The sequence below is a fragment of the Micromonospora parva genome (assembly GCF_000718515.1).
GTDB classification, from domain to species: Bacteria; Actinomycetota; Actinomycetes; order Mycobacteriales; family Micromonosporaceae; genus Micromonospora; species Micromonospora parva.
The window spans coordinates 1-16,893 of the sequence record NZ_JNZS01000047.1 but is presented as its reverse complement, the minus strand read 5'-3'; the positions used below and the strand labels follow the sequence as shown (position 1 = coordinate 16,893).

The 16,893-nt window shown below is 72.0% G+C and carries 19 protein-coding genes and 1 riboswitch; of the genes, 11 read left to right on the top strand and 8 right to left on the bottom strand.

Annotation, left to right across the window (positions count from 1 at the left end; all coding sequences use genetic code 11):
- Positions 1-869: 869 nt before the first annotated feature.
- The 4 genes from dusB to IF22_RS0132180 all read right to left on the bottom strand — a co-directional run bounded on the left by dusB (position 870) and on the right by IF22_RS0132180 (position 4,448).
- On the bottom strand, positions 870-2,042 hold the full coding sequence (gene dusB / locus IF22_RS0132195; protein ID WP_030338204.1) for a tRNA dihydrouridine synthase DusB: 1,173 nt from the start codon (positions 2,040-2,042) through the stop codon (positions 870-872).
- A 64-nt stretch (positions 2,043-2,106) separates the two neighbouring features.
- The gene (locus IF22_RS0132190) at positions 2,107-3,486 is read right to left on the bottom strand and encodes a glycine--tRNA ligase (protein WP_030338202.1); all 1,380 of its coding nucleotides are present in this window, start codon (positions 3,484-3,486) and stop codon (positions 2,107-2,109) included.
- A 116-nt stretch (positions 3,487-3,602) separates the two neighbouring features.
- Positions 3,603-4,082: a hypothetical protein gene (locus IF22_RS0132185; RefSeq protein WP_030338200.1), complete on the bottom strand. Its 480-nt coding sequence runs from the start codon at positions 4,080-4,082 to the stop codon at positions 3,603-3,605.
- 24 nt (positions 4,083-4,106) lie between these two features.
- Entirely contained in the window at positions 4,107-4,448 is a 342-nt protein-coding gene (locus IF22_RS0132180) for an antibiotic biosynthesis monooxygenase family protein (RefSeq protein ID WP_030338198.1), read from the bottom strand.
- 29 nt (positions 4,449-4,477) lie between these two features.
- On the opposite strand from IF22_RS0132180, the gene IF22_RS0132175 reads away from it, so the two are divergent.
- From IF22_RS0132175 to IF22_RS35545, 8 genes are all read left to right on the top strand, one after another.
- Positions 4,478-4,735 (top strand): hypothetical protein, encoded by a 258-nt coding sequence (locus tag IF22_RS0132175; protein WP_030338196.1) that lies wholly within the window; start codon positions 4,478-4,480, stop codon positions 4,733-4,735.
- 54 nt (positions 4,736-4,789) lie between these two features.
- Positions 4,790-5,731, top strand: coding sequence for a metal ABC transporter substrate-binding protein (locus IF22_RS0132170; protein WP_030338195.1), 942 nt, complete (start codon positions 4,790-4,792; stop codon positions 5,729-5,731).
- Entirely contained in the window at positions 5,728-6,489 is a 762-nt protein-coding gene (locus IF22_RS0132165; RefSeq protein WP_030338193.1) for a metal ABC transporter ATP-binding protein, read from the top strand. The genes IF22_RS0132170 and IF22_RS0132165 overlap by 4 nt, the downstream gene beginning before the upstream one ends.
- A gap of 3 nt (positions 6,490-6,492) precedes the next feature.
- A complete protein-coding gene (locus tag IF22_RS0132160) occupies positions 6,493-7,359 on the top strand; it encodes a metal ABC transporter permease (RefSeq protein WP_030338190.1) in 867 nt (288 codons plus the stop codon).
- Between the two features lie 42 nt (positions 7,360-7,401).
- Positions 7,402-7,701 carry an ArsR/SmtB family transcription factor gene (locus IF22_RS0132155; RefSeq protein ID WP_030338189.1) on the top strand — a complete coding sequence of 100 codons (300 nt, stop codon included), beginning with the start codon at positions 7,402-7,404 and terminating at the stop codon, positions 7,699-7,701.
- Positions 7,698-8,096: a Fur family transcriptional regulator gene (locus tag IF22_RS0132150; RefSeq protein WP_030338188.1), complete on the top strand. Its 399-nt coding sequence runs from the start codon at positions 7,698-7,700 to the stop codon at positions 8,094-8,096. The genes IF22_RS0132155 and IF22_RS0132150 overlap by 4 nt, the downstream gene beginning before the upstream one ends.
- Before the next feature lie 109 nt (positions 8,097-8,205).
- Positions 8,206-8,814, top strand: a complete 609-nt coding sequence (locus IF22_RS0132145) for a hypothetical protein (protein WP_030338180.1) — start codon at positions 8,206-8,208, stop codon at positions 8,812-8,814.
- Positions 8,815-8,823: 9 nt separating this feature from the next.
- Positions 8,824-8,991: a hypothetical protein gene (locus IF22_RS35545; protein WP_167337361.1), complete on the top strand. Its 168-nt coding sequence runs from the start codon at positions 8,824-8,826 to the stop codon at positions 8,989-8,991.
- Positions 8,992-9,066: 75 nt separating this feature from the next.
- On the opposite strand, the gene IF22_RS0132135 is transcribed toward IF22_RS35545, so the two are convergent.
- The 4 genes from IF22_RS0132135 to IF22_RS0132120 form a co-directional block, all read right to left on the bottom strand.
- Positions 9,067-11,064, bottom strand: a complete 1,998-nt coding sequence (locus IF22_RS0132135) for an acyl-CoA dehydrogenase family protein (protein WP_030338178.1) — start codon at positions 11,062-11,064, stop codon at positions 9,067-9,069.
- A 104-nt stretch (positions 11,065-11,168) separates the two neighbouring features.
- On the bottom strand, positions 11,169-11,672 hold the full coding sequence (locus tag IF22_RS0132130) for a DUF6328 family protein (protein ID WP_030338176.1): 504 nt from the start codon (positions 11,670-11,672) through the stop codon (positions 11,169-11,171).
- A 119-nt stretch (positions 11,673-11,791) separates the two neighbouring features.
- Positions 11,792-12,541, bottom strand: a complete 750-nt coding sequence (locus IF22_RS0132125; protein ID WP_030338174.1) for a sugar isomerase domain-containing protein — start codon at positions 12,539-12,541, stop codon at positions 11,792-11,794.
- Between the two features lie 29 nt (positions 12,542-12,570).
- Positions 12,571-13,392, bottom strand: a complete 822-nt coding sequence (locus IF22_RS0132120; protein WP_030338172.1) for an alpha/beta fold hydrolase — start codon at positions 13,390-13,392, stop codon at positions 12,571-12,573.
- 107 nt (positions 13,393-13,499) lie between these two features.
- A riboswitch (TPP riboswitch) is annotated at positions 13,500-13,604 on the top strand.
- A 73-nt stretch (positions 13,605-13,677) separates the two neighbouring features.
- On the opposite strand from IF22_RS0132120, the gene IF22_RS0132115 reads away from it, so the two are divergent.
- The 3 genes from IF22_RS0132115 to IF22_RS0132105 all read left to right on the top strand — a co-directional run bounded on the left by IF22_RS0132115 (position 13,678) and on the right by IF22_RS0132105 (position 16,607).
- Positions 13,678-14,265 (top strand): ECF transporter S component, encoded by a 588-nt coding sequence (locus IF22_RS0132115; RefSeq protein ID WP_030338170.1) that lies wholly within the window; start codon positions 13,678-13,680, stop codon positions 14,263-14,265.
- A 114-nt stretch (positions 14,266-14,379) separates the two neighbouring features.
- Positions 14,380-15,810, top strand: a complete 1,431-nt coding sequence (locus IF22_RS0132110; RefSeq protein ID WP_030338169.1) for an ABC transporter ATP-binding protein — start codon at positions 14,380-14,382, stop codon at positions 15,808-15,810.
- Positions 15,807-16,607, top strand: a complete 801-nt coding sequence (locus tag IF22_RS0132105) for an energy-coupling factor transporter transmembrane component T family protein (protein ID WP_030338167.1) — start codon at positions 15,807-15,809, stop codon at positions 16,605-16,607. Before IF22_RS0132110 ends, IF22_RS0132105 begins: the two co-directional genes overlap by 4 nt.
- Positions 16,608-16,893 lie beyond the last annotated feature (286 nt).

Here is a 16,893-nt window from a genome sequence, read left to right as displayed (position 1 = left end):
GGGCCCGGCCCTTCAGCATGTCCAGGCCGCGCCCCGCGCCCCGCGCCCCGCGCCCCGCGCCCCGCGCCCAAGATCCTCACAACTTCCAGGATGTTGCTGCCTCAGACACGCAGGAGACACCAACATCCTGGAAGTTGCGCGCATCATGGCAACGAGCGCCCGGGGCGAGCCCCTTGGTTGGGGTCACGGATCCTTTGGAGCTGATGTCGTAGACGAATCAGCGTCGCGACGGCATCCAGGGCATTGCGGTGGCAGCACTTGGTCCTGCTGCAAGGGCCGCGCGAGGGCAACACCGCGCGAGGGCAACTTGCCGGGGCAACGCCGAGCGGGGTAACGCCGCACGCAGGCAACGCGACGCGCAGGCAACGCGACGCGCAGGCAACCCCGCACCCAGGCGACGCCTTGCCGGGGCAACGCCGAGCGGGGTAACGCCGCACGCAGGCAACGCGACGCGCAGGCAACGCGACGCGCAGGCAACCCCGCACCCAGGCAACGCCTTGCCGGGGCAACGCCTTGCCGGGGCAACGCGACGCGACGCGCAGGCAACCCCGCCCGCAGGCAACGACGGGGTATTGGTGGCCGTAGAAGTTCGGCGGCAGCGCCGAGCAGCGCACTCCGAGCTGAGGTCATGACGAGCTGAGGTCATGACTCGTTTACGACATCAGCTCTACAGCCTGCCGTACACCTATGTCCGACCCCCTGCGCCCGGCGCGACCTGGTTGCGCGCCCCGGCAGAGACGCGCCCCCTGCGCCCGGCGCGACCTGGTCGCGCGCCCCGGCAGAGACGCGCCCCCTGCGCCCGGCGCGACCTGGTCGCGCGCCCCGGCAGAGACGCGCCCGCCGACGGCGACCCGTCGCGGACCGAGGGTTCAGCCGCCGGAGTCGTCCATCTCGGCGCCCTCGGGGACGGTGTCGTCGTCCCGGCTGGCCAGCCAACCGTCTGGCAGGGCGACCTTGCCCGGCGAGTTGGTGCGCCCGCGCGGCTGCCCGAGGGCGGTCACCGGGAACGGCTCCGCCGGGTCGAGCTTGCCGAGCAGGTCGTCGAGCTGGGCCAGGCTTTCGATCATCGCCAGGGAGCGGCGCAGCTCGCCGCCGACCGGAAAGCCCTTGAGATACCAGGCGACGTGCTTGCGGAAGTCGGTGCAGCCGTCGCGTTCGCCTCGGGCCGGGTTGCGCGCGCCGGCGCTGAACTGGTCAACCAGCAGTTCGGCGTGCCGCCGCATGGTCACCGCCACCTCGCCGAGGGTGGGCAGCCGCCGCTCCGGCCGACCGTTGAAGGCGGCTTCCAGGTCGGCGAAGAGCCACGGCCGGCCCAGGCAGCCGCGCCCGACGACCACGCCGTCGACGCCGGTGTGGGCCACCATCCGCAGCGCGTCGTCGGCCTCCCAGATGTCGCCGTTGCCGAGCACCGGCACGTCGAGGGCCTGCTTGAGGGTGGCGATCGCGTCCCAGTCGGCGGTGCCGGAGTAGCGCTGCGAGGCCGTTCGCCCGTGCAGGGCCACCGCGGCCACGCCGGCGTCCTGGGCGGCGAGCCCGGCTTCGACGTACGTCAGGTGGTCGTCGTCGATGCCCTTGCGCATCTTGACCGTGACGGGCACCCCGGACGGCGCCGCGGCAGCCACCGCGGCCCGCACCAGCCGCGCGAAAAGCCGGCGCCGCCACGGCAGCGCCGCGCCGCCGCCACGCCGGGTGACCTTGGGTACGGGGCAGCCGAAGTTGAGGTCGATGTGATCGGCCAGGTTGCGCTCGACGACGATCCGCACGGCGGCGGCGGTGATCTCCGGGTCGGTGCCGTAGAGCTGGAGGCTGCGGGGCTTCTCGTCGTCGCCGAACGCGATCATGCGCAGCGTCTTCGGGTTGCGCTCGACCAGCGCCCGAGTGGTGATCATCTCGCAGACGTAGATGCCGCCGCCCTGCTCACGGCAGAGCTGGCGGAACCCGACGTTGGTGATCCCGGCCATCGGCGCGAGCACGACAGGCGGCCACACCTGGTGCTGGCCGAGAGTCAGCGGGCGCAGCGCCGGCACGGTCGAGGCAGTCACCGCACAAGTGTACGGGGCCCCGACCGGCGCTGATCGCGTCGGCCGAGGCCCCGTGGGCGGAGTCTCAGCAGCCCGGGAGTCGCTCGATCAGGTAGCGCTCGACCTGGTCCAGGGAGACCCGCTCCTGGGCCATGGTGTCCCGGTTGCGCACCGTCACGGCGTTGTCGTCCAGGGTGTCGAAGTCGACGGTGACGCAGAACGGGGTGCCGATCTCGTCCTGCCGGCGGTAGCGGCGGCCGATCGCCTGCGAGTCGTCGAACTCCACCACCCAGCGCTTGCGCAGCAGCGTGGCGAGGTCCTTCGCCTTGGGCGACAGCGCCTCGTTGCGGGACAGCGGCAGCACCGCCACCTTGACCGGGGCGAGCCTCGGGTCGAACCGCATCACGGTGCGCTTGTCCACGCCGCCCTTGGTGTTCGGCGCCTCGTCCTCGTCGTACGCCTCCAGCAGGAAGGCGAGCACCGCCCGGGTCAGACCGGCGGCCGGCTCGATGACGTACGGCATCCACCGCTCGCTCTTGCTCTGGTCGAAGTACGACAGGTCGACGCCGGAGTGCTTGCTGTGCGTGGAGAGGTCGAAGTCGGTGCGGTTGGCGACACCCTCCAGCTCGGCGAACTCGGTGCCGCCGAACTGGAAGCGGTACTCAATATCCACAGTCCGCTTCGAGTAGTGCGACAGCTTCTCCTTGGGGTGCTCGTACAGGCGCAGGTTGTCCGCCGAGAGGCCCAGGTCGAGGTACCAGTTCCAGCGCTCCTGGAGCCAGTACTCGTGCCACTGCTCGTCGGTGCCCGGCTCGACGAAGAATTCCATCTCCATCTGCTCGAACTCGCGGGTCCGGAAGATGAAGTTGCCCGGGGTGATCTCGTTGCGGAACGACTTGCCGGTCTGCGCGATGCCGAACGGCGGCTTCTTGCGGGCGACCGTCTCGACGTTCTTGTAGTTGACGAAGATGCCCTGTGCGGTCTCCGGGCGCAGGTAGTGCAGCCCTTCGTCGCTCTCCACCGGGCCCAGGTAGGTCTTCATCAGGCCGTTGAACATCTTCGGCTCGGTGAAGGTGCCCTTGTTGCCGCAGTTGGGGCAGTTCAGCTCCGACAGGGAGGTGAGCGGCTTGCCGTGCTTCTCGGCGTACGCCTCCTCAAGGTGGTCCGCGCGGAACCGCTTGTGACAGAACTGGCACTCGGTGAGCGGGTCGACGAACTCGGCGATGTGGCCGGACGCCTCCCACACCTTCCGGGCCAGGATCACGGCGGAGTCCAGGCCGACGACGTCGTCGCGCTGCTGGACCATGGTCTTCCACCACTGCCGGCGGACGTTCTCCTTGAGCTCCACGCCGAGCGGACCGTAGTCCCACGCCGATCGGGTGCCCCCGTAGATCTCACTGGAGGGGAAGACGAAGCCTCGGCGCTTGGCGAGGCTGACGACGGCGTCGATACGGTCGGCTGGCATGTTTCCTCCTACGCCGGCTGGCGGTCGGCGGGGGCGAGATGTGGATGGAACGGTCGGTTCGGGGACCACGGTACGACGATCGACCCCCCGAGCCCCAGCAGAATACCGGGGACGGGTCAGCTGACCTCGCAGACCTCCACGCCGCCGGTCTGCCCGTCCTGGCCGAGGCTGACCTGTTGCCGCTCCCGATCGCCGCCGGCAAGGGTCACGTCGACCGGCACGGTCAGGTAGGTGGTGTCGACCTCACCCACCCGGAACGCGGTCACCTGCGGCTCGGCGGCGGCGCGCCGCTCGAACTCCGGCCGGGACTCACGCCGCTGCGCGTCGTCGCAGAGCTGGTCGTACGCCCGCCCATAGTCCCGCTCGACCAGCGCCTGGTAGTAGTCGCCGGTCACGGTGCGGCCCTGTTCCCGGATCGCCTGGACTCCGCTGACGGCCAGGCCGACGACGGCGGTGCCACCCCCGCCGCAGCAGAGCGCCACGGCGAGCGCGCCGACGCCGAGGCCGATCCAGAGCCGGGTCCGGCGGCCCTCGGTGGGGGGCGCGGCGAACGGCGGAGCCACGCCGGGACCGGGTGGCGGGGCGGGTGCGGTCATAGGAGCAGCGTAGTGTCCGGCGGCTCAGCGGTAAGGACCCGCGGCCCGATCACTCTCGGCGACGACCACGGCCCCGCCGGGGGCGGCGGTGGCCAGTGCCTCGTAGGCGGAGGGTTCGTCGATCGACTCCGCGAGCAGCGGTACGGCGCTGACCTTGACCTCGAAGGCGCCCAGGGCCCGCCGGTAGGTGCCGACCGACTCCCATTCGGTGACCAGTGACCAGTGCCGGGGGTCGTCGAGTGCCCGGACCAGTTGACCGCGCAGGTAGCCGGGGCGGGCGGCCAGCGCGGTGAGGGCGGCGTGCGCCCGTTCGGTGAAGTCGTCGGCGGTATCGACGTCGACCACGAACCGGTTGGTCACCAGCACCGGGGGTTCCTCCTCGTAGAGTCTGTGGGATGCAGCGTACGCAGCGCCCTCTGCTCGCCCGGTTGGCCGGGGCGAACCCGACGTCGGTGTTCCTGCTCACCCTGGTGGTGGTGCTGGTGGCGTTCTTCACGCCCGGGGTGATCGGCGGGCTGCTGACGCTCGCGCTCGCCGGGGTCCTGATCGCCCTGTTGGCGACGACCTGGGCGGTTCAGGCGCCGCAGACCCGGCTGATCCGGCTGGTGATGCTCACCCTGCTGGTGACGGTGGGTCTCGCGAAGCTCCTCTGACATGCAATCATGCGTTTTTGACAATCATTATCGTTGCCACGGACAGTTGACGACATGACCAACCGCACCACGTACCGTGTCCTGGCCGCCGCGACCGCCCTGCTCACCCTGGCCGCAGGGGCCGGCTGTTCCTCCAGCGGCGCCGGCGCCGACCCGCAACGAGTCGACGTGGTGGCCGCGTTCTACCCCCTCCAGTTCCTGGCCGAGCGGATCGGCGGCGACGCGGTCCGGGTCACCAACCTGGCCAAGCCCGGCGCCGAGCCGCACGACCTGGAACTCAACCCGAGCCAGGTCGGTGAGGTCAGCGACGCCGAGCTGATCGTCTACCTCAAGGGGTTCCAGCCGGCGGTGGACGACGCCGTGGCCCAGAACGGCGGCGACCGGGCGTTCGACGTGACAAGCGTGCAGCCGCTGCTGGACGCGTCCGCCGGCGGCCACGACCACGAGGGCGAGGAGGGGCACACCGAGGAGAGCGGCGGCAAGGATCCGCACGTCTGGCTCGACCCGACCCGGTTGGCCGGCATCGGCGACCAGCTCGCCCAGCGACTCGGCACTGCCGACCCGGACCACGCCGCCGACTACACCGCCCGGGCGGCGGCCCTGCGCGCCGATCTGACGACGCTTGACGACGAGTTCAAGCACGGTCTGGCGACCTGCCAGCGGCGGGAGATCGTGACCAGCCACGCCGCGTTCGGCTACCTCGCCGACCGGTACCAGCTCGACCAGGTCGGCATCACCGGGCTGAGCCCCGACGTCGAGCCCTCGCCGCAGCGCCTCGCGCACGTGATCGAGGAGGCGAAGGAGCACCAGGCCACCACGATCTTCTTCGAGACCCTGGTCAGCCCGAAGGTGGCCGAGACCATCGCCGGTCAGGTCGGCGCGAAGACCGCCGTGCTCGACCCGATCGAAGGGCTCGCCGCCGGCAGCGACGGGGACTACCTTTCGGTGATGCGCACCAACCTGCGGACCCTGCAGACCGCCCTGGGCTGCTCGTGACCTCACCTGTCATCACCGTCGAGCACGGGGTGGTCGGCTACGACGGCCGCCCCGTGCTCCGGGACATCTCGCTCACCGTGGGCGCGGGCGAGGTGGTCGCGATTCTCGGCGCCAACGGCTCCGGCAAGTCCACCCTGATCCGCGCCGTGCTCGGCCTGGTGCCGATCAGCGCCGGCTCGGTCACCCTCTTCGACCGGCCGTTGCGCCGTTTCCGACAGTGGGCGCGCATCGGGTACGTCCCGCAGCGCCTGGGCGCCGGCGGCGGCGTGCCGGCCACCGTCCGCGAGGTGGTGGCCTCCGGCCGGCTGGCCCGTCGAGGGGTGCTGCGTCCGCCGGGTCGGGCCGACCGGGCCGCCGTCGACGCGGCGCTGCGCGCGGTCGGGCTCGCCGACCGGGCCGGCGACCCGGTGTCCACGCTCTCCGGCGGCCAGCAGCAGCGCACCCTGATCGCCCGCGCCCTGGCCGGCGAGCCGGAGCTGCTGGTCCTCGACGAGCCGACCGCCGGGGTGGACGCGGCCAGTCAGGAGGCGTTCGCCGGCGCGCTGCGCGACTTCGTCGCCCGTGGCGGGACCGTGCTGCTCGTCGCCCACGAGCTGGGCCCGCTGCGCCCGGTGATCAGCCGGGCCGTGGTCGTCCACGAGGGTCGCATCGCCCATGACGGCGCGGTGCCGGACCCGGCCGGCCACCACGCGGAGCCCGACCACGACCACGTGCACCCGCACTGCTACGACGAGCCCGCCGGGCTGTGGAGCAACTGACCCATGGAACTCTTCCAGTACCCCTACATGCAGCGCGCCCTGATCGGCGCGCTGGTGATCGGCCTGGCCGCGCCGGCGCTCGGCATCTACCTGGTGCAGCGCCGGCTGGCGTTGATCGGCGACGGGGTGGGGCACGTGGCGCTGACCGGGGTTGGGGCGGGGCTGCTGCTCAACCGCTCACCGGTGCTGGTGGCGGTGATCGCCGCCACCATCGGCGCGATCGCCATCGAGATCGTCCGCGCTCGCGGGCGTACCTCCGGTGATCTTGCCCTGGCCCTGCTCTTCTACGGCGGTATCGCGGGCGGCGTACTCCTGGTCGGTCTTTCCGACGCGACGAGCGCGAACCTGAACGCGTACCTGTTCGGGTCGCTGACCACCATCTCGCCCGCCGACCTGACCACCATCGCGGTGCTCGGCGCGGCGATCCTGGTCACGATGATCGCGCTGCGCCCGGCGCTGTTCGCGGTGAGCCACGACGAGGAGTACGCCCGGGTCTCCGGCCTCCCGGTCCGCACGCTGAACCTGCTGATCGCGGTCGCCACGGCGGTCACCGTGACCATCGCCATGCGGGCCGTCGGGGTGCTGCTGATCAGCGCGCTGATGGTGGTGCCGGTCGCCACCGCTCAGCAGGTCACCCGGGGTTTCCGCAGCACGATGGCGGCCGCGATGGCGCTCGGGTTGTTCGCCGCCGGCTCGGGTGTCTGGGTGGCGGCCACCGCGGACACCGCGCCGGGCGCGTCGGTGGTGCTGGTGGCGATCGCCTCGTTCCTGGTGGTGGCCGTGGCGGGCGGTGTCTGGCGGGTGGTGCGCCGCCGCACGACGCCGACCGCCGCACCGGCACCGGAGCCGCACGAGGTCGTGCTGAGCTGAGCCTGCGCGGTGGACGTCGGTGGTATTGGTTACCGTTGCAGGATGACCAGCGCGACGGGCTACGACGGATTCGACGGGGCCAGCGAGTTGCTCCGCGCCCTGTCCGCGCCCATTCGGCTGGCCATCGTCAGTGAGCTGGCCGGCGGCGAGCGGTGCGTGCACGAGCTGGTCGAGAAGCTCGGGGCCGCGCAACCGCTGGTCTCGCAGCACCTGCGGGTGTTGCGCGGAGCGGGCGTGGTGCGCGGCTCCCGCCGAGGTCGGGAGATCGCCTACAGCCTGGTCGACGAACATGTCGCGCACATCGTGGCGGACGCGGTCAGCCACGCCGGGGAGGGATCATGAGCGAGAGCGGCGCCGCGGTGCGCAACACCCGGCAACGCTCGGCGGTGAGCGCGCTGCTGGGCGAGATGGAAGGCTTCCACAGCGCTCAGGACCTGCACGCGATGCTGCGCCAGCGCGGCGAGCGGGTCGGCCTGACCACCGTCTACCGCACCCTGCAGGGGTTGGCCGACGCGGGTGAGATCGACGTGATGCGCCCGCCGGGCGGCGAGCACCTCTACCGCCGGTGCAGCGAGGGGCACCACCACCACCTGGTCTGCCGGGTCTGCGGTCGTACCGTCGAGGTGGCCGGCCCGGCCGTGGAGAGCTGGGCCGACCGGGTCGCCGCGCAGCACGGCTACGCCGACGTCAGCCACACCCTGGAGATCTTCGGCACCTGCCCGACCTGCCCCCGCTGACCAGCGGCACCGCCGCTGGCGCAACGCTCCGGTGCCGTCGCCGGCCGGTCGCGTGCCGCGCTCACATCACTGCTGCACGGAGCGGGACGTTCGTGGCACGCTGACCGGCGTGAAAATCTATGCCGATCGGTTTCCGACCGCCGTCCGTCAGGTGCTCACCGACCTGCTCGTCGTCGCCTGGGTGTACGCGGCGATCCGCGGCGCGCTGTGGCTGCACGACCTGGTGCAGAAGCTCGCCGTACCGGGGCAGAAGCTGGAGGGCGCCGGTAGTGGCCTCGCCGACAACCTGGGTGACGCCGGCAGCAAGGTCGGCCGGGTGCCGTTGGTCGGCGACGAGCTCACCGCCCCGTTCCAACGCGCCGCCGACGCCGCCCGGTCGCTCGCCGACGCCGGCCGCGACCAGCAGCATCTGGTCGACCAGTTGGCCCTCGCCCTGGCCATCGCGGTGCTGATCTTCCCGCTCGGCATCGTTCTCCTCGGTTGGCTGCCGTTGCGGGTCCGCTGGATGCGCCGGGCCGGGTCGGCGGCGAAGCTGGCCGCCGGGCCGGCCGGTCGGGACCTGCTCGCCCTGCGCGCGCTGGCCACCCAGCCGCTGGGCCAGCTGACCCGGATCGGCCCGGACGTCGCCGAGGCGTGGCGTCGCGGCGACGACGCGACTGTCGACGCCCTGGCCGCCTTGGAGCTGCGCCAACTCGGCCTGCGCGGTCGGGGCCGCTAAGGTCGTCGGGTGTTCTACTTCCTCGTCGTCATCGCCGTCCTGCTGCTCGGCTACGCCGCCGTCCTGGTCTCCTTCGTCCGCCGGGGCAAGAAGATCCCGCCTGCGGCGTACCTGGCGCTGGCCGGGCTCAACGGTCTGATCCTGGCGGGGGTGCTGGCCTGGGCGGTCTCCCGCTGACCAACACCGCCGGCTCGACCGGTCGACGACCCGCACCGCCGGCCGGCACGGCGGCCAGTCCGCGCGGCGCGGCGCTCACGGCTTCGGGGGGATGCGGCGGCGGACGTCCTCGGCGGTGGACGGACCGGGCGACCAGCGGGCCACCCAGGGCAGCTCCTCGGACGGGGTGAGCACACCCTCCTCCAGGCCCGCGTAGCGGCCGGCGAGGATGCGCTTCGCGGCGGCGGTGTCGACCGAGTCGGTGTTGTCCCAGAGTGCGGCGAACAGGGCGTCGACCCGCACCCGCGCCTGCCGGCAGAACAGGTCGGCCAGTTCGACGTTCTCCGGGCGGCTGTCACGTTCGGCGGTGGCCCGGACGCAGACCGCCGACATCGCGAACAACTCGGCGCCGATGTCCACCACCCGGCCGAGGAACGCCTGCTTACGTTCCATCTTTCCCTGCCAGCGGGACATCGCGTAGAACGTCGACCGGGCCAGCTTGCGCGAGGAACGCTCCACCTGGCGCAGGTGCGCGGCGAGCGGGGCGAACTCGGCGTACGCCGAGGGGGTCTGCCCCCGGCCCACGGCGAGGGTGGGTAGCCACTTCGCGTAGAAGGCGCCCGCTCGCGCGCCGGCGCGGGCCTTGCGGCCCAGCCCCGCGTCCGGATCGATGATGTCGCCGGCCACCGACAGGTGGGCGTCGACCGCCTCCCGCGCGATCAGCAGGTGCATGATCTCGGTGGAGCCCTCGAAGATCCGGTTGATCCGCAGGTCGCGCAGCATCTGCTCGACGGCGGCCGGGCGTTCGCCACGGGCCGCCAGCGAGTCGGCCGTCTCGTAGCCGCGCCCGCCCCGGATCTGGACCAGCTCGTCGGCGATCTTCCAGGCCATCTCGCTGGCGTACAGCTTGACCAGCGCCGCTTCGATCCGAATGTCGTTGCGGTCGTCGTCGGCGAGCAGGCAGCAGAGGTCGAGCATGGTCTCCATGCCGTACGTGGTGGCGGCGATGAAGGACAGCTTCTGCGCGACCGCTTCGTGCTCGCCCACCGGTCGACCCCACTGGACCCGGTCGGCGGCCCAGCCACGGGCCACGTTCAACGCCCACTTGCCGGCGCCCACGCACATCGCCGGCAGTGAGAGCCGGCCGGTGTTCAGGGTGGTCAGGGCGATCTTCAGCCCCTTGCCCTCGCCGCCGATGACGTTCTCGGCGGGGACGAACACGTCGTGGAACCGGGTCAGGCTGTTCTCCAGGCCGCGCAGGCCGATGAACTCGTTGCGCCGTTCGACGGTGATGCCCTCGCTGTCGCCGTCCACCACGAACGCGGTGATCCCGCCCCGGCGGCCCTCAGTGGCCGGCACCCGGGCCATCACCACCAGCAGGGTCGCCACGATGCCGTTGGTGGCCCAGAGCTTCACCCCGTTGAGCCGGTAACCGGTGCCGTCCTCGGTCGGCTCGGCGACGGTGGCCAGCCGGGCCGGGTCGGAGCCGACGTCGGGCTCGGTGAGCAGGAACGCCGACACCTCACCGGCCGCGAGCCGGGGCAGGAAGCGCTGCTTCTGCTCGGCGGTGCCGAACATCTTCAGTGGCTGTGGCACACCGATCGACTGGTGGGCCGAGAGCAGCGCGCCGATGGCCGGGCTGACCGAGCCGGCCAGCATGAGCGCCCGGCAGTAGTGCAGGTTGCTCAGCCCGAGCCCGCCGTACTTCCGGTCGATCTTCATGCCGAACGCGCCGAGGTCAGCCAGGCCGTGGAACACCGAGTCGGGTATGGAGCCGTCCCGTTCGATGGCGGCGCCGTCCACCTCGGAGGCCAGGAAGGCGCGGAACCGACCAAGGAACTCCTCCGCCCGGGCCACGTCGTCCGGGTCGGATCGGGGCCACGGGTCGATCAGGTCGAGCCGGAAGCGGCCGAGGAACAACTCCTTGCCGAAGCTGGGTCGGTCCCAGGTGGACTCTCGGGCGGCTTCGGCGACCTGCCGGGCCTCCTTCTCGGAGACCTGTCCGGCTTCCGCGGGCAGTGGCGCCGCGGCCTGGGCGGTGGCTTCGGAGTCGGGGCCGTCCGGTGCCGGTCGGCCGTTCTGCGTCGTGGTCACGGCTGCCCCCTCGAAGTTCGGTGCGGCTGCGTCGACGTGTGCGACTACCGTCACGCTACCCCCGGTTGTTACCCGGGGGTAGCGCTGCGTGCGGATCGGTGGGGTCAGCGGCCGTCGATCGTGTCCGGGTCGTCGTCATCGTCGTCGATGTCGTCCTCACCCCAGTTGCGCCGGGCGAACGGCAGGATCATCCAGAACGTGAGGAACCACAGCCCGGTCAGGGCGCTGAGCAGGAAGGCGATCGGCCGGTCCAACACGAAGTCGGTGATCAGCAGGACGGCGCTGACCATCGCGATCAGCATGAAGGCGAGACCGCCGGTGGCCATGCGGTGGGCGAACCGCACCAGTTCGGGCTTACGCCCCTGCCGGAAGAGCGCCCGGTGGAACGCCACCGGCGAGATGATCATCGCGGTGGCGGCGGCCGCCGCGAGCAACGCCACGATGTACACGTCGCGTTGGAACTCGCTGGTCCTGGTGAACCCGTTACTGAACGGCAGGGTGAGCAGGAAGGCGAAGAGGATCTGAACGCCAGTCTGAGCGACCCGCAACTCCTGCAGCAGGTCGGCGAAGTTGCGCTGCCAACGCTGCTTCTCGGTCTCCTTGGACACGCGCTACCTCCGGTGAGACGCTACTGCCGGCGGTCCCGGCCGCCGGCAGCAACGCCAATGCCCCACCCGGCCGAGCGCGAAACAGGTTCACGACATCGGCCGTTCATCGTGTGGCAACGTCAGGACCCGCGTCGGATGCGGCCCGCGTACCGGGCTTCCAGCTCGTTGTTGTGCGCGTCGCCGTCGGGGATGTTCGCCGACAGGTAGACCGGGGGCCGCTGCCCCGCCGCCAGCAACCGCGCCACGACCTCCACCGTCACCTGCTGGGCCAGCAACGCCGCGGTGATCGAGGAGACGGCGCCGACCGCGCCACCGCCGGGCAGGGGCAGCGTCGCGTCGCCGTACGGGGCACCGTTGTCGAGCACCACGTCGGCGAGGTCGCTCAGCTTGCGCCCCGACGGGTGCCGGGACGTCATCCGGCCGGAGTGCTGCGCCGAGGTGATCGCCACCAGCCCGTGACCGTGCTCCTTCACCAGCGTGGCGAACTCCACCATCGCGCCGTTGACCCCGGAGTTCGAGGCGAGCACGAAGACGTCGGTGGGGCGAACCGGGGCCAGCTCGTAGAGGCGGTGCGCGACGGCCGGGTCCCGCTCCAGCAGCGGGCCGAGCCGGTCGGCCGGCTCGCCGCCGATCAGCACCAGGTCGCGCAGCGCGATCCGGTTGGTCGGCACCAGACCACCCGCCCGCCCGGCGATCTCCATCGCGAGGGCCTCCGAGTGCCCGGTGCCGAACGCGTGCACCACGCCGTCGGCCCGGACCGCCTCGGCGATCAGGTCGGCGGCCCGCCCCACCGCCTCCCGCTGGCTGGCGGCCACCCGGCCGATCGTCTCGGTCACCACGGCCAGGTAGTCCTCGGCACTCACCGTCATACGTCCTCCGTCGTTCGATTGCCTGCCACTTAGCTGGCCCGGGCCAGGATCGCCTCGGCGAGTGGGGCCGGCGCCTCGTCCGGGATCCAGTGACTCACCCCGGACAGCCGCACGAAGCGGTAGTCCCCGGTGACGTTCGGCGCGCACGCCTCGGCGGCGGTCCGGCCGATGGCGACGTCCCGGTCGCTCCAGACGTACGTGGTGGGCACCGTGACCGGGCCGACGCCGGCCAGGTCGGCGCGGGACATCGCCCGGTACCAGTTCAGGGCCGCCGTGAGCGCCCCCGGCTCGCGCATCGGGTCGGCGTACCTGTTCACCCGGGACGCGTCGCCCACCCCGCCGAGCAGCTTGCGCAGCGCGGCGGCGTGCCACGCCAGCAGCACCTTCTCCGCCTTGTCCGGCTTGCGGAACAACGCCATGTACGACGAGCGGGCCTTCTGTCCGCTGTCGGTGCTCAGGGCGTGCGCCATGGCCGCCGGATGCGGCACGGACACCGCGGTCAGTGTGTGGACCCGGTCGGGGTGCCGGGCGGCGACCGCCCACGCCACCACCGCGCCCCAGTCGTGGCCGACCAGGTGCACGGCGTCCAGCTCCAGCGCGTCGAGCACCGCCACCACGTCGGCGACGAGTTCGGGGATGCGGTAGTCGGCCACCGCCGTGGGCCGGGCGCCGGGCGAGTAGCCGCGCTGGTCCAGCGCGTACGTGCGCAGCCCACCCGTGTGCAGCCGCGGCACCACGTCGTCCCACTCACCGCTGTGCTGAGGGAAACCGTGCAGCAGCAGGACGGGTACGCCGTCCGGTGGACCGTCGACTGTCACGTCGAACGTGAGGCCTCGTGCATCAACCCGCATGATCGGAAGCGTACCCAGAAGACGGTGGGCCGGCCGCTCCCGCAGGTCAGGCGCATGCCCTGCTGGGCCCACGACCCGGGTCGGTGTTAGCGTCACCGAGACAACTTCATATCCGACAGGGGAGCGCACAGCGCTGAGAGTGCGGGTACGCCCGCAGACCCTCGAACCTGATCTGGGTAATGCCAGCGCAGGGAGTTCGGTCGACCTCCAGCCGCGCCGCAGTCCGGTGCCACCGGACGCGGCGTGCGTCTTCTCCTGGTTCTCTTCGTTGAACTGGGAGCAATCATGGACAACACCACCAACCGTTGGCGCACCATCGACATCGTGGTCGCCTCGGTGATCGCGGTCGCCTTCGGCGTCATCTTCTGGGCCTGGGGCCTGGTCTGGAGCGCCACCGAGGGCGCGTTCGCCTTCTTCCCGCCGGCGCAGACGCTGCTCTACGGCGTCTGGTTGATGCCGGCGGTGATCGGTGGGCTGGTCATCCGCAAGCCCGGTGCCGCGCTCTACTGCGAGACCGTGGCCGCGGTCCTGTCCGCGCTGCTGGGCAGCCAGTGGGCCGGCACGGTGATCCCGCAGGGGATCGTGCAGGGCATCGGCGCCGAGCTGGCCTTCGCCGCCTTCCGGTACCGGTCGTTCCGGCTGCCGACAGCCGTGCTCGCCGGCGCGCTGACCGGTCTCAGCGCCGCGTTGTTCGACTTCTTCGTCTGGAACGTCGACTACGCGCTGGCCGACTACCGCATCCCGTACGCGCTGCTCACCGTCGTCAGCGCCACCGTGATCGCCGGCGCGGGCGGCTGGCTGCTGACCAGGGCCCTGGCCAACACCGGCGTCCTGGACCGCTTCCCGGTAGGCCGAGACCGCGCCCTGGTCTAACCCCCACCCGATGGCGTTGATCAAGAGGTTTGCGTCAACAGAAGCCGGTTTTCTGACGCAAACCTCTTGATCAACGTGGATGAGGCGGGGCTGGACAGGTTGGGAGGGGGTTCGGTGGGCGCTGTGGTGTTGCGGGGGTTCGGGTGGCGGCACGCCGGGCGGCGGGCCTGGGCGCTGCGCGGGGTCGACCTGCGCATCGAGGTCGGGGAACGGGTGCTGCTGCTCGGGCCCTCGGGGGCCGGCAAGAGCACCCTGCTCAGCGCGCTGGCCGGGCTGCTTCCCGACGACTCCGGCGAGCAGGAGGGCACCGTCGAGATCGACGGGCTCGACCCGCGCAAGGGGCGGGAACGGGTCGGCGTCGTCTTCCAGGACCCGGAGACCCAACTGGTGATGGCCCGCTGCGGCGACGACGTCGCGTTCGGGCTGGAGAACCGGGGGGTACCTGCCGACGAGATCTGGCCCCGGGTCGACGAGGCCCTGCACCGGGTCGGCTTCCCGTACCCTCGGGACCGCCGCACGGCGGCGCTCTCCGGCGGCGAGCAGCAACGCCTCGCCCTGGCCGGCGCGCTGGCCCTGCGCCCCGCCCTGCTGCTGCTCGACGAGCCGACCGCCAACCTCGACCCGGCCGGGGCCGACCTGGTCCGGCACGCGGTGGCCGGCGCGCTGGACGTCGACACCACGCTGATCCTGGTTGAGCACCGGGTCGCCGAGGCGTTGCCACTGGTGGACCGGGTGGTCGTCCTGGAACCGGGAGGCGGCGTCCGCGCGGACGGCACCCCCGAGGCGGTCTTCGCCGCCCACGGCGCCGCCCTGGCCGCCGAGGGCGTCTGGGTGCCCGGTCACCCCATCACGCCCCGGGCCGCCACCGCCGGGCCCGGGGAGCTGTTGCTCACCGCCGACCAGGTCGGCCTGCCACCCCGGCTGGGCGACACCAACCTGTCGGTACGCGCCGGTGAGGCACTCGCCGTACGCGGACCCAACGGTGCCGGCAAGTCCACCCTGGCGTTGCTGCTCGGCGGTCTGCTCCGGCCGGGCAGTGGGCGGGTCACCGCGTCCGCCGAACTGGCCGGCCCGGACCACCGCACTCCCCCGCATCGCTGGCGGGCGCCCGCGCTGGCCCGGCGGATCGGGTCGGTCTTCCAGGATCCGGAACACCAGTTCGTCACCAGCACCGTCTTCGACGAGCTGGCGCTCGGCCCACGCCGCACCGGTCAACCGGAGGCGGTGGTCAACGAGACGGTGGCCGGGCTGCTGGAACGGCTGCGGCTGGCCCGACTCGCCGCCGCCAACCCGTACACCCTCTCCGGTGGTGAGGCGCGGCGGCTGAGCGTGGCGACCGCCCTGGCCACCGCGCCCCGCCTGTTGATCTGCGACGAACCCACCTTCGGCCAGGACCGGCGGACCTGGCGGGAGTTGGTCGACCTCTTCGCCGACCTGCGCGACGCCGGGCACGGGGTGGTCACCGTCACCCACGACGCGGACTTCGTCGCCGCGCTCGCCGACCGCACCGTCACCCTGCACCGCGCCCCGGACGACCATCGATGATCAGCATCGAGCCGGTCGCCGCGCCGGACGCGCCGTTGGCCCGCCGCAACCCGGTGGCGAAGGTCGCCGCCGCACTCGCCTTCTCGTTCATCCTGCTGGCCACCCTGGACCCGGTCGCCCCGGCGATCGCCATCGCCCTCGAACTGGCCGTGCTGCCGCTGTTCGGCATCCGCTACCGGGTACTGGCCCGACGGGCCTGGCCCCTGCTGCTCAGCGCCGCCGGCATCCTGGTCACCCTGGTGCTGTTCGCCGCCGACCGGTCCGGTCGGGTCCTGCTGGACGCGGGGCCGGTGCTGGTGAGCACCGGCGTGCTGCTCACCGCGCTCGGCCTGGTGCTGCGGGTGTTCGCGGTGGCGCTGCCCGGCGTGATCGTGTTCGCGACCACCGACCCCACCGACCTGGCCGACGCGTTGATCCAGAACGCGAAGGCGCCGGCCCGGTTCGCCATCGGGGCGCTGGCCGCGTTCCGGCTGGTGCCGCTGCTCGGCCAGGAGTGGCAGATGATCAGCATGGCTCGGCGTGCGCGCGGCGTCGACGCGGGACGCAATCCGGTGGCGAAGCTGCGGCTCTTCACCTCCACCGCGTTCGCCCTGCTGGTAGGGGCGATCCGTCGAGGCACCCGGCTGGCCGTGGCGATGGACGCGCGTGGCTTCGACGCCGGCACCCCCCGTACCGTCGCCCGCCGGCAGCACTTCACCCGCGCCGACGCGCTCCTCATCGCCGGGGCCGTCATGCTCGCCGCAGCAGCCCTGACCACCAGCATCCTCCTAGGCACCTTCCGCCCCCTGATCAGCTGACCCCACCCGCCGCGCGCCGCGCACTCACCGCGCGGCGCCGCCCGGCTCTGGCGCCTGCCGGCGGCAAGATCCGCACAACATCAGGGATGTAGTGGCCTCGCTGCCGACGGAGACCACTACATCCCTGATGTTGTCGTCACCACCCACCACCCACCGTCCACGCCGCAACCCCCGCCCGGCCCGGCCCCGCCGCACCCCATCGATCTTGCGATTCCTGTCGTTGTTTCATCCCGGTATGCCGGTTGTGCGAGGACAGAAAGTGCAAGATCGGCGGGCGGGGCGGGGC

What these genes read in the sequence shown, in the direction of transcription:
- IF22_RS0132190 (WP_030338202.1), bottom strand. Translation starts at nt 3,486, where the DNA reads ATGCCAGCCGACCGTATCGACGCCGTCGTCAGCCTCGCCAAGCGCCGA.
- IF22_RS0132185 (WP_030338200.1), bottom strand. Translation starts at nt 4,082, where the DNA reads ATGACCGCACCCGCCCCGCCACCCGGTCCCGGCGTGGCTCCGCCGTTC.
- IF22_RS0132175 (WP_030338196.1), top strand. Translation starts at nt 4,478, where the DNA reads ATGCAGCGTACGCAGCGCCCTCTGCTCGCCCGGTTGGCCGGGGCGAAC.
- IF22_RS0132170 (WP_030338195.1), top strand. Translation starts at nt 4,790, where the DNA reads ATGACCAACCGCACCACGTACCGTGTCCTGGCCGCCGCGACCGCCCTG.
- IF22_RS0132160 (WP_030338190.1), top strand. Translation starts at nt 6,493, where the DNA reads ATGGAACTCTTCCAGTACCCCTACATGCAGCGCGCCCTGATCGGCGCG.
- IF22_RS0132155 (WP_030338189.1), top strand. Translation starts at nt 7,402, where the DNA reads ATGACCAGCGCGACGGGCTACGACGGATTCGACGGGGCCAGCGAGTTG.
- IF22_RS0132150 (WP_030338188.1), top strand. Translation starts at nt 7,698, where the DNA reads ATGAGCGAGAGCGGCGCCGCGGTGCGCAACACCCGGCAACGCTCGGCG.
- IF22_RS0132125 (WP_030338174.1), bottom strand. Translation starts at nt 12,541, where the DNA reads ATGACGGTGAGTGCCGAGGACTACCTGGCCGTGGTGACCGAGACGATC.
- IF22_RS0132120 (WP_030338172.1), bottom strand. Translation starts at nt 13,392, where the DNA reads ATGCGGGTTGATGCACGAGGCCTCACGTTCGACGTGACAGTCGACGGT.
- IF22_RS0132115 (WP_030338170.1), top strand. Translation starts at nt 13,678, where the DNA reads ATGGACAACACCACCAACCGTTGGCGCACCATCGACATCGTGGTCGCC.
- IF22_RS0132105 (WP_030338167.1), top strand. Translation starts at nt 15,807, where the DNA reads ATGATCAGCATCGAGCCGGTCGCCGCGCCGGACGCGCCGTTGGCCCGC.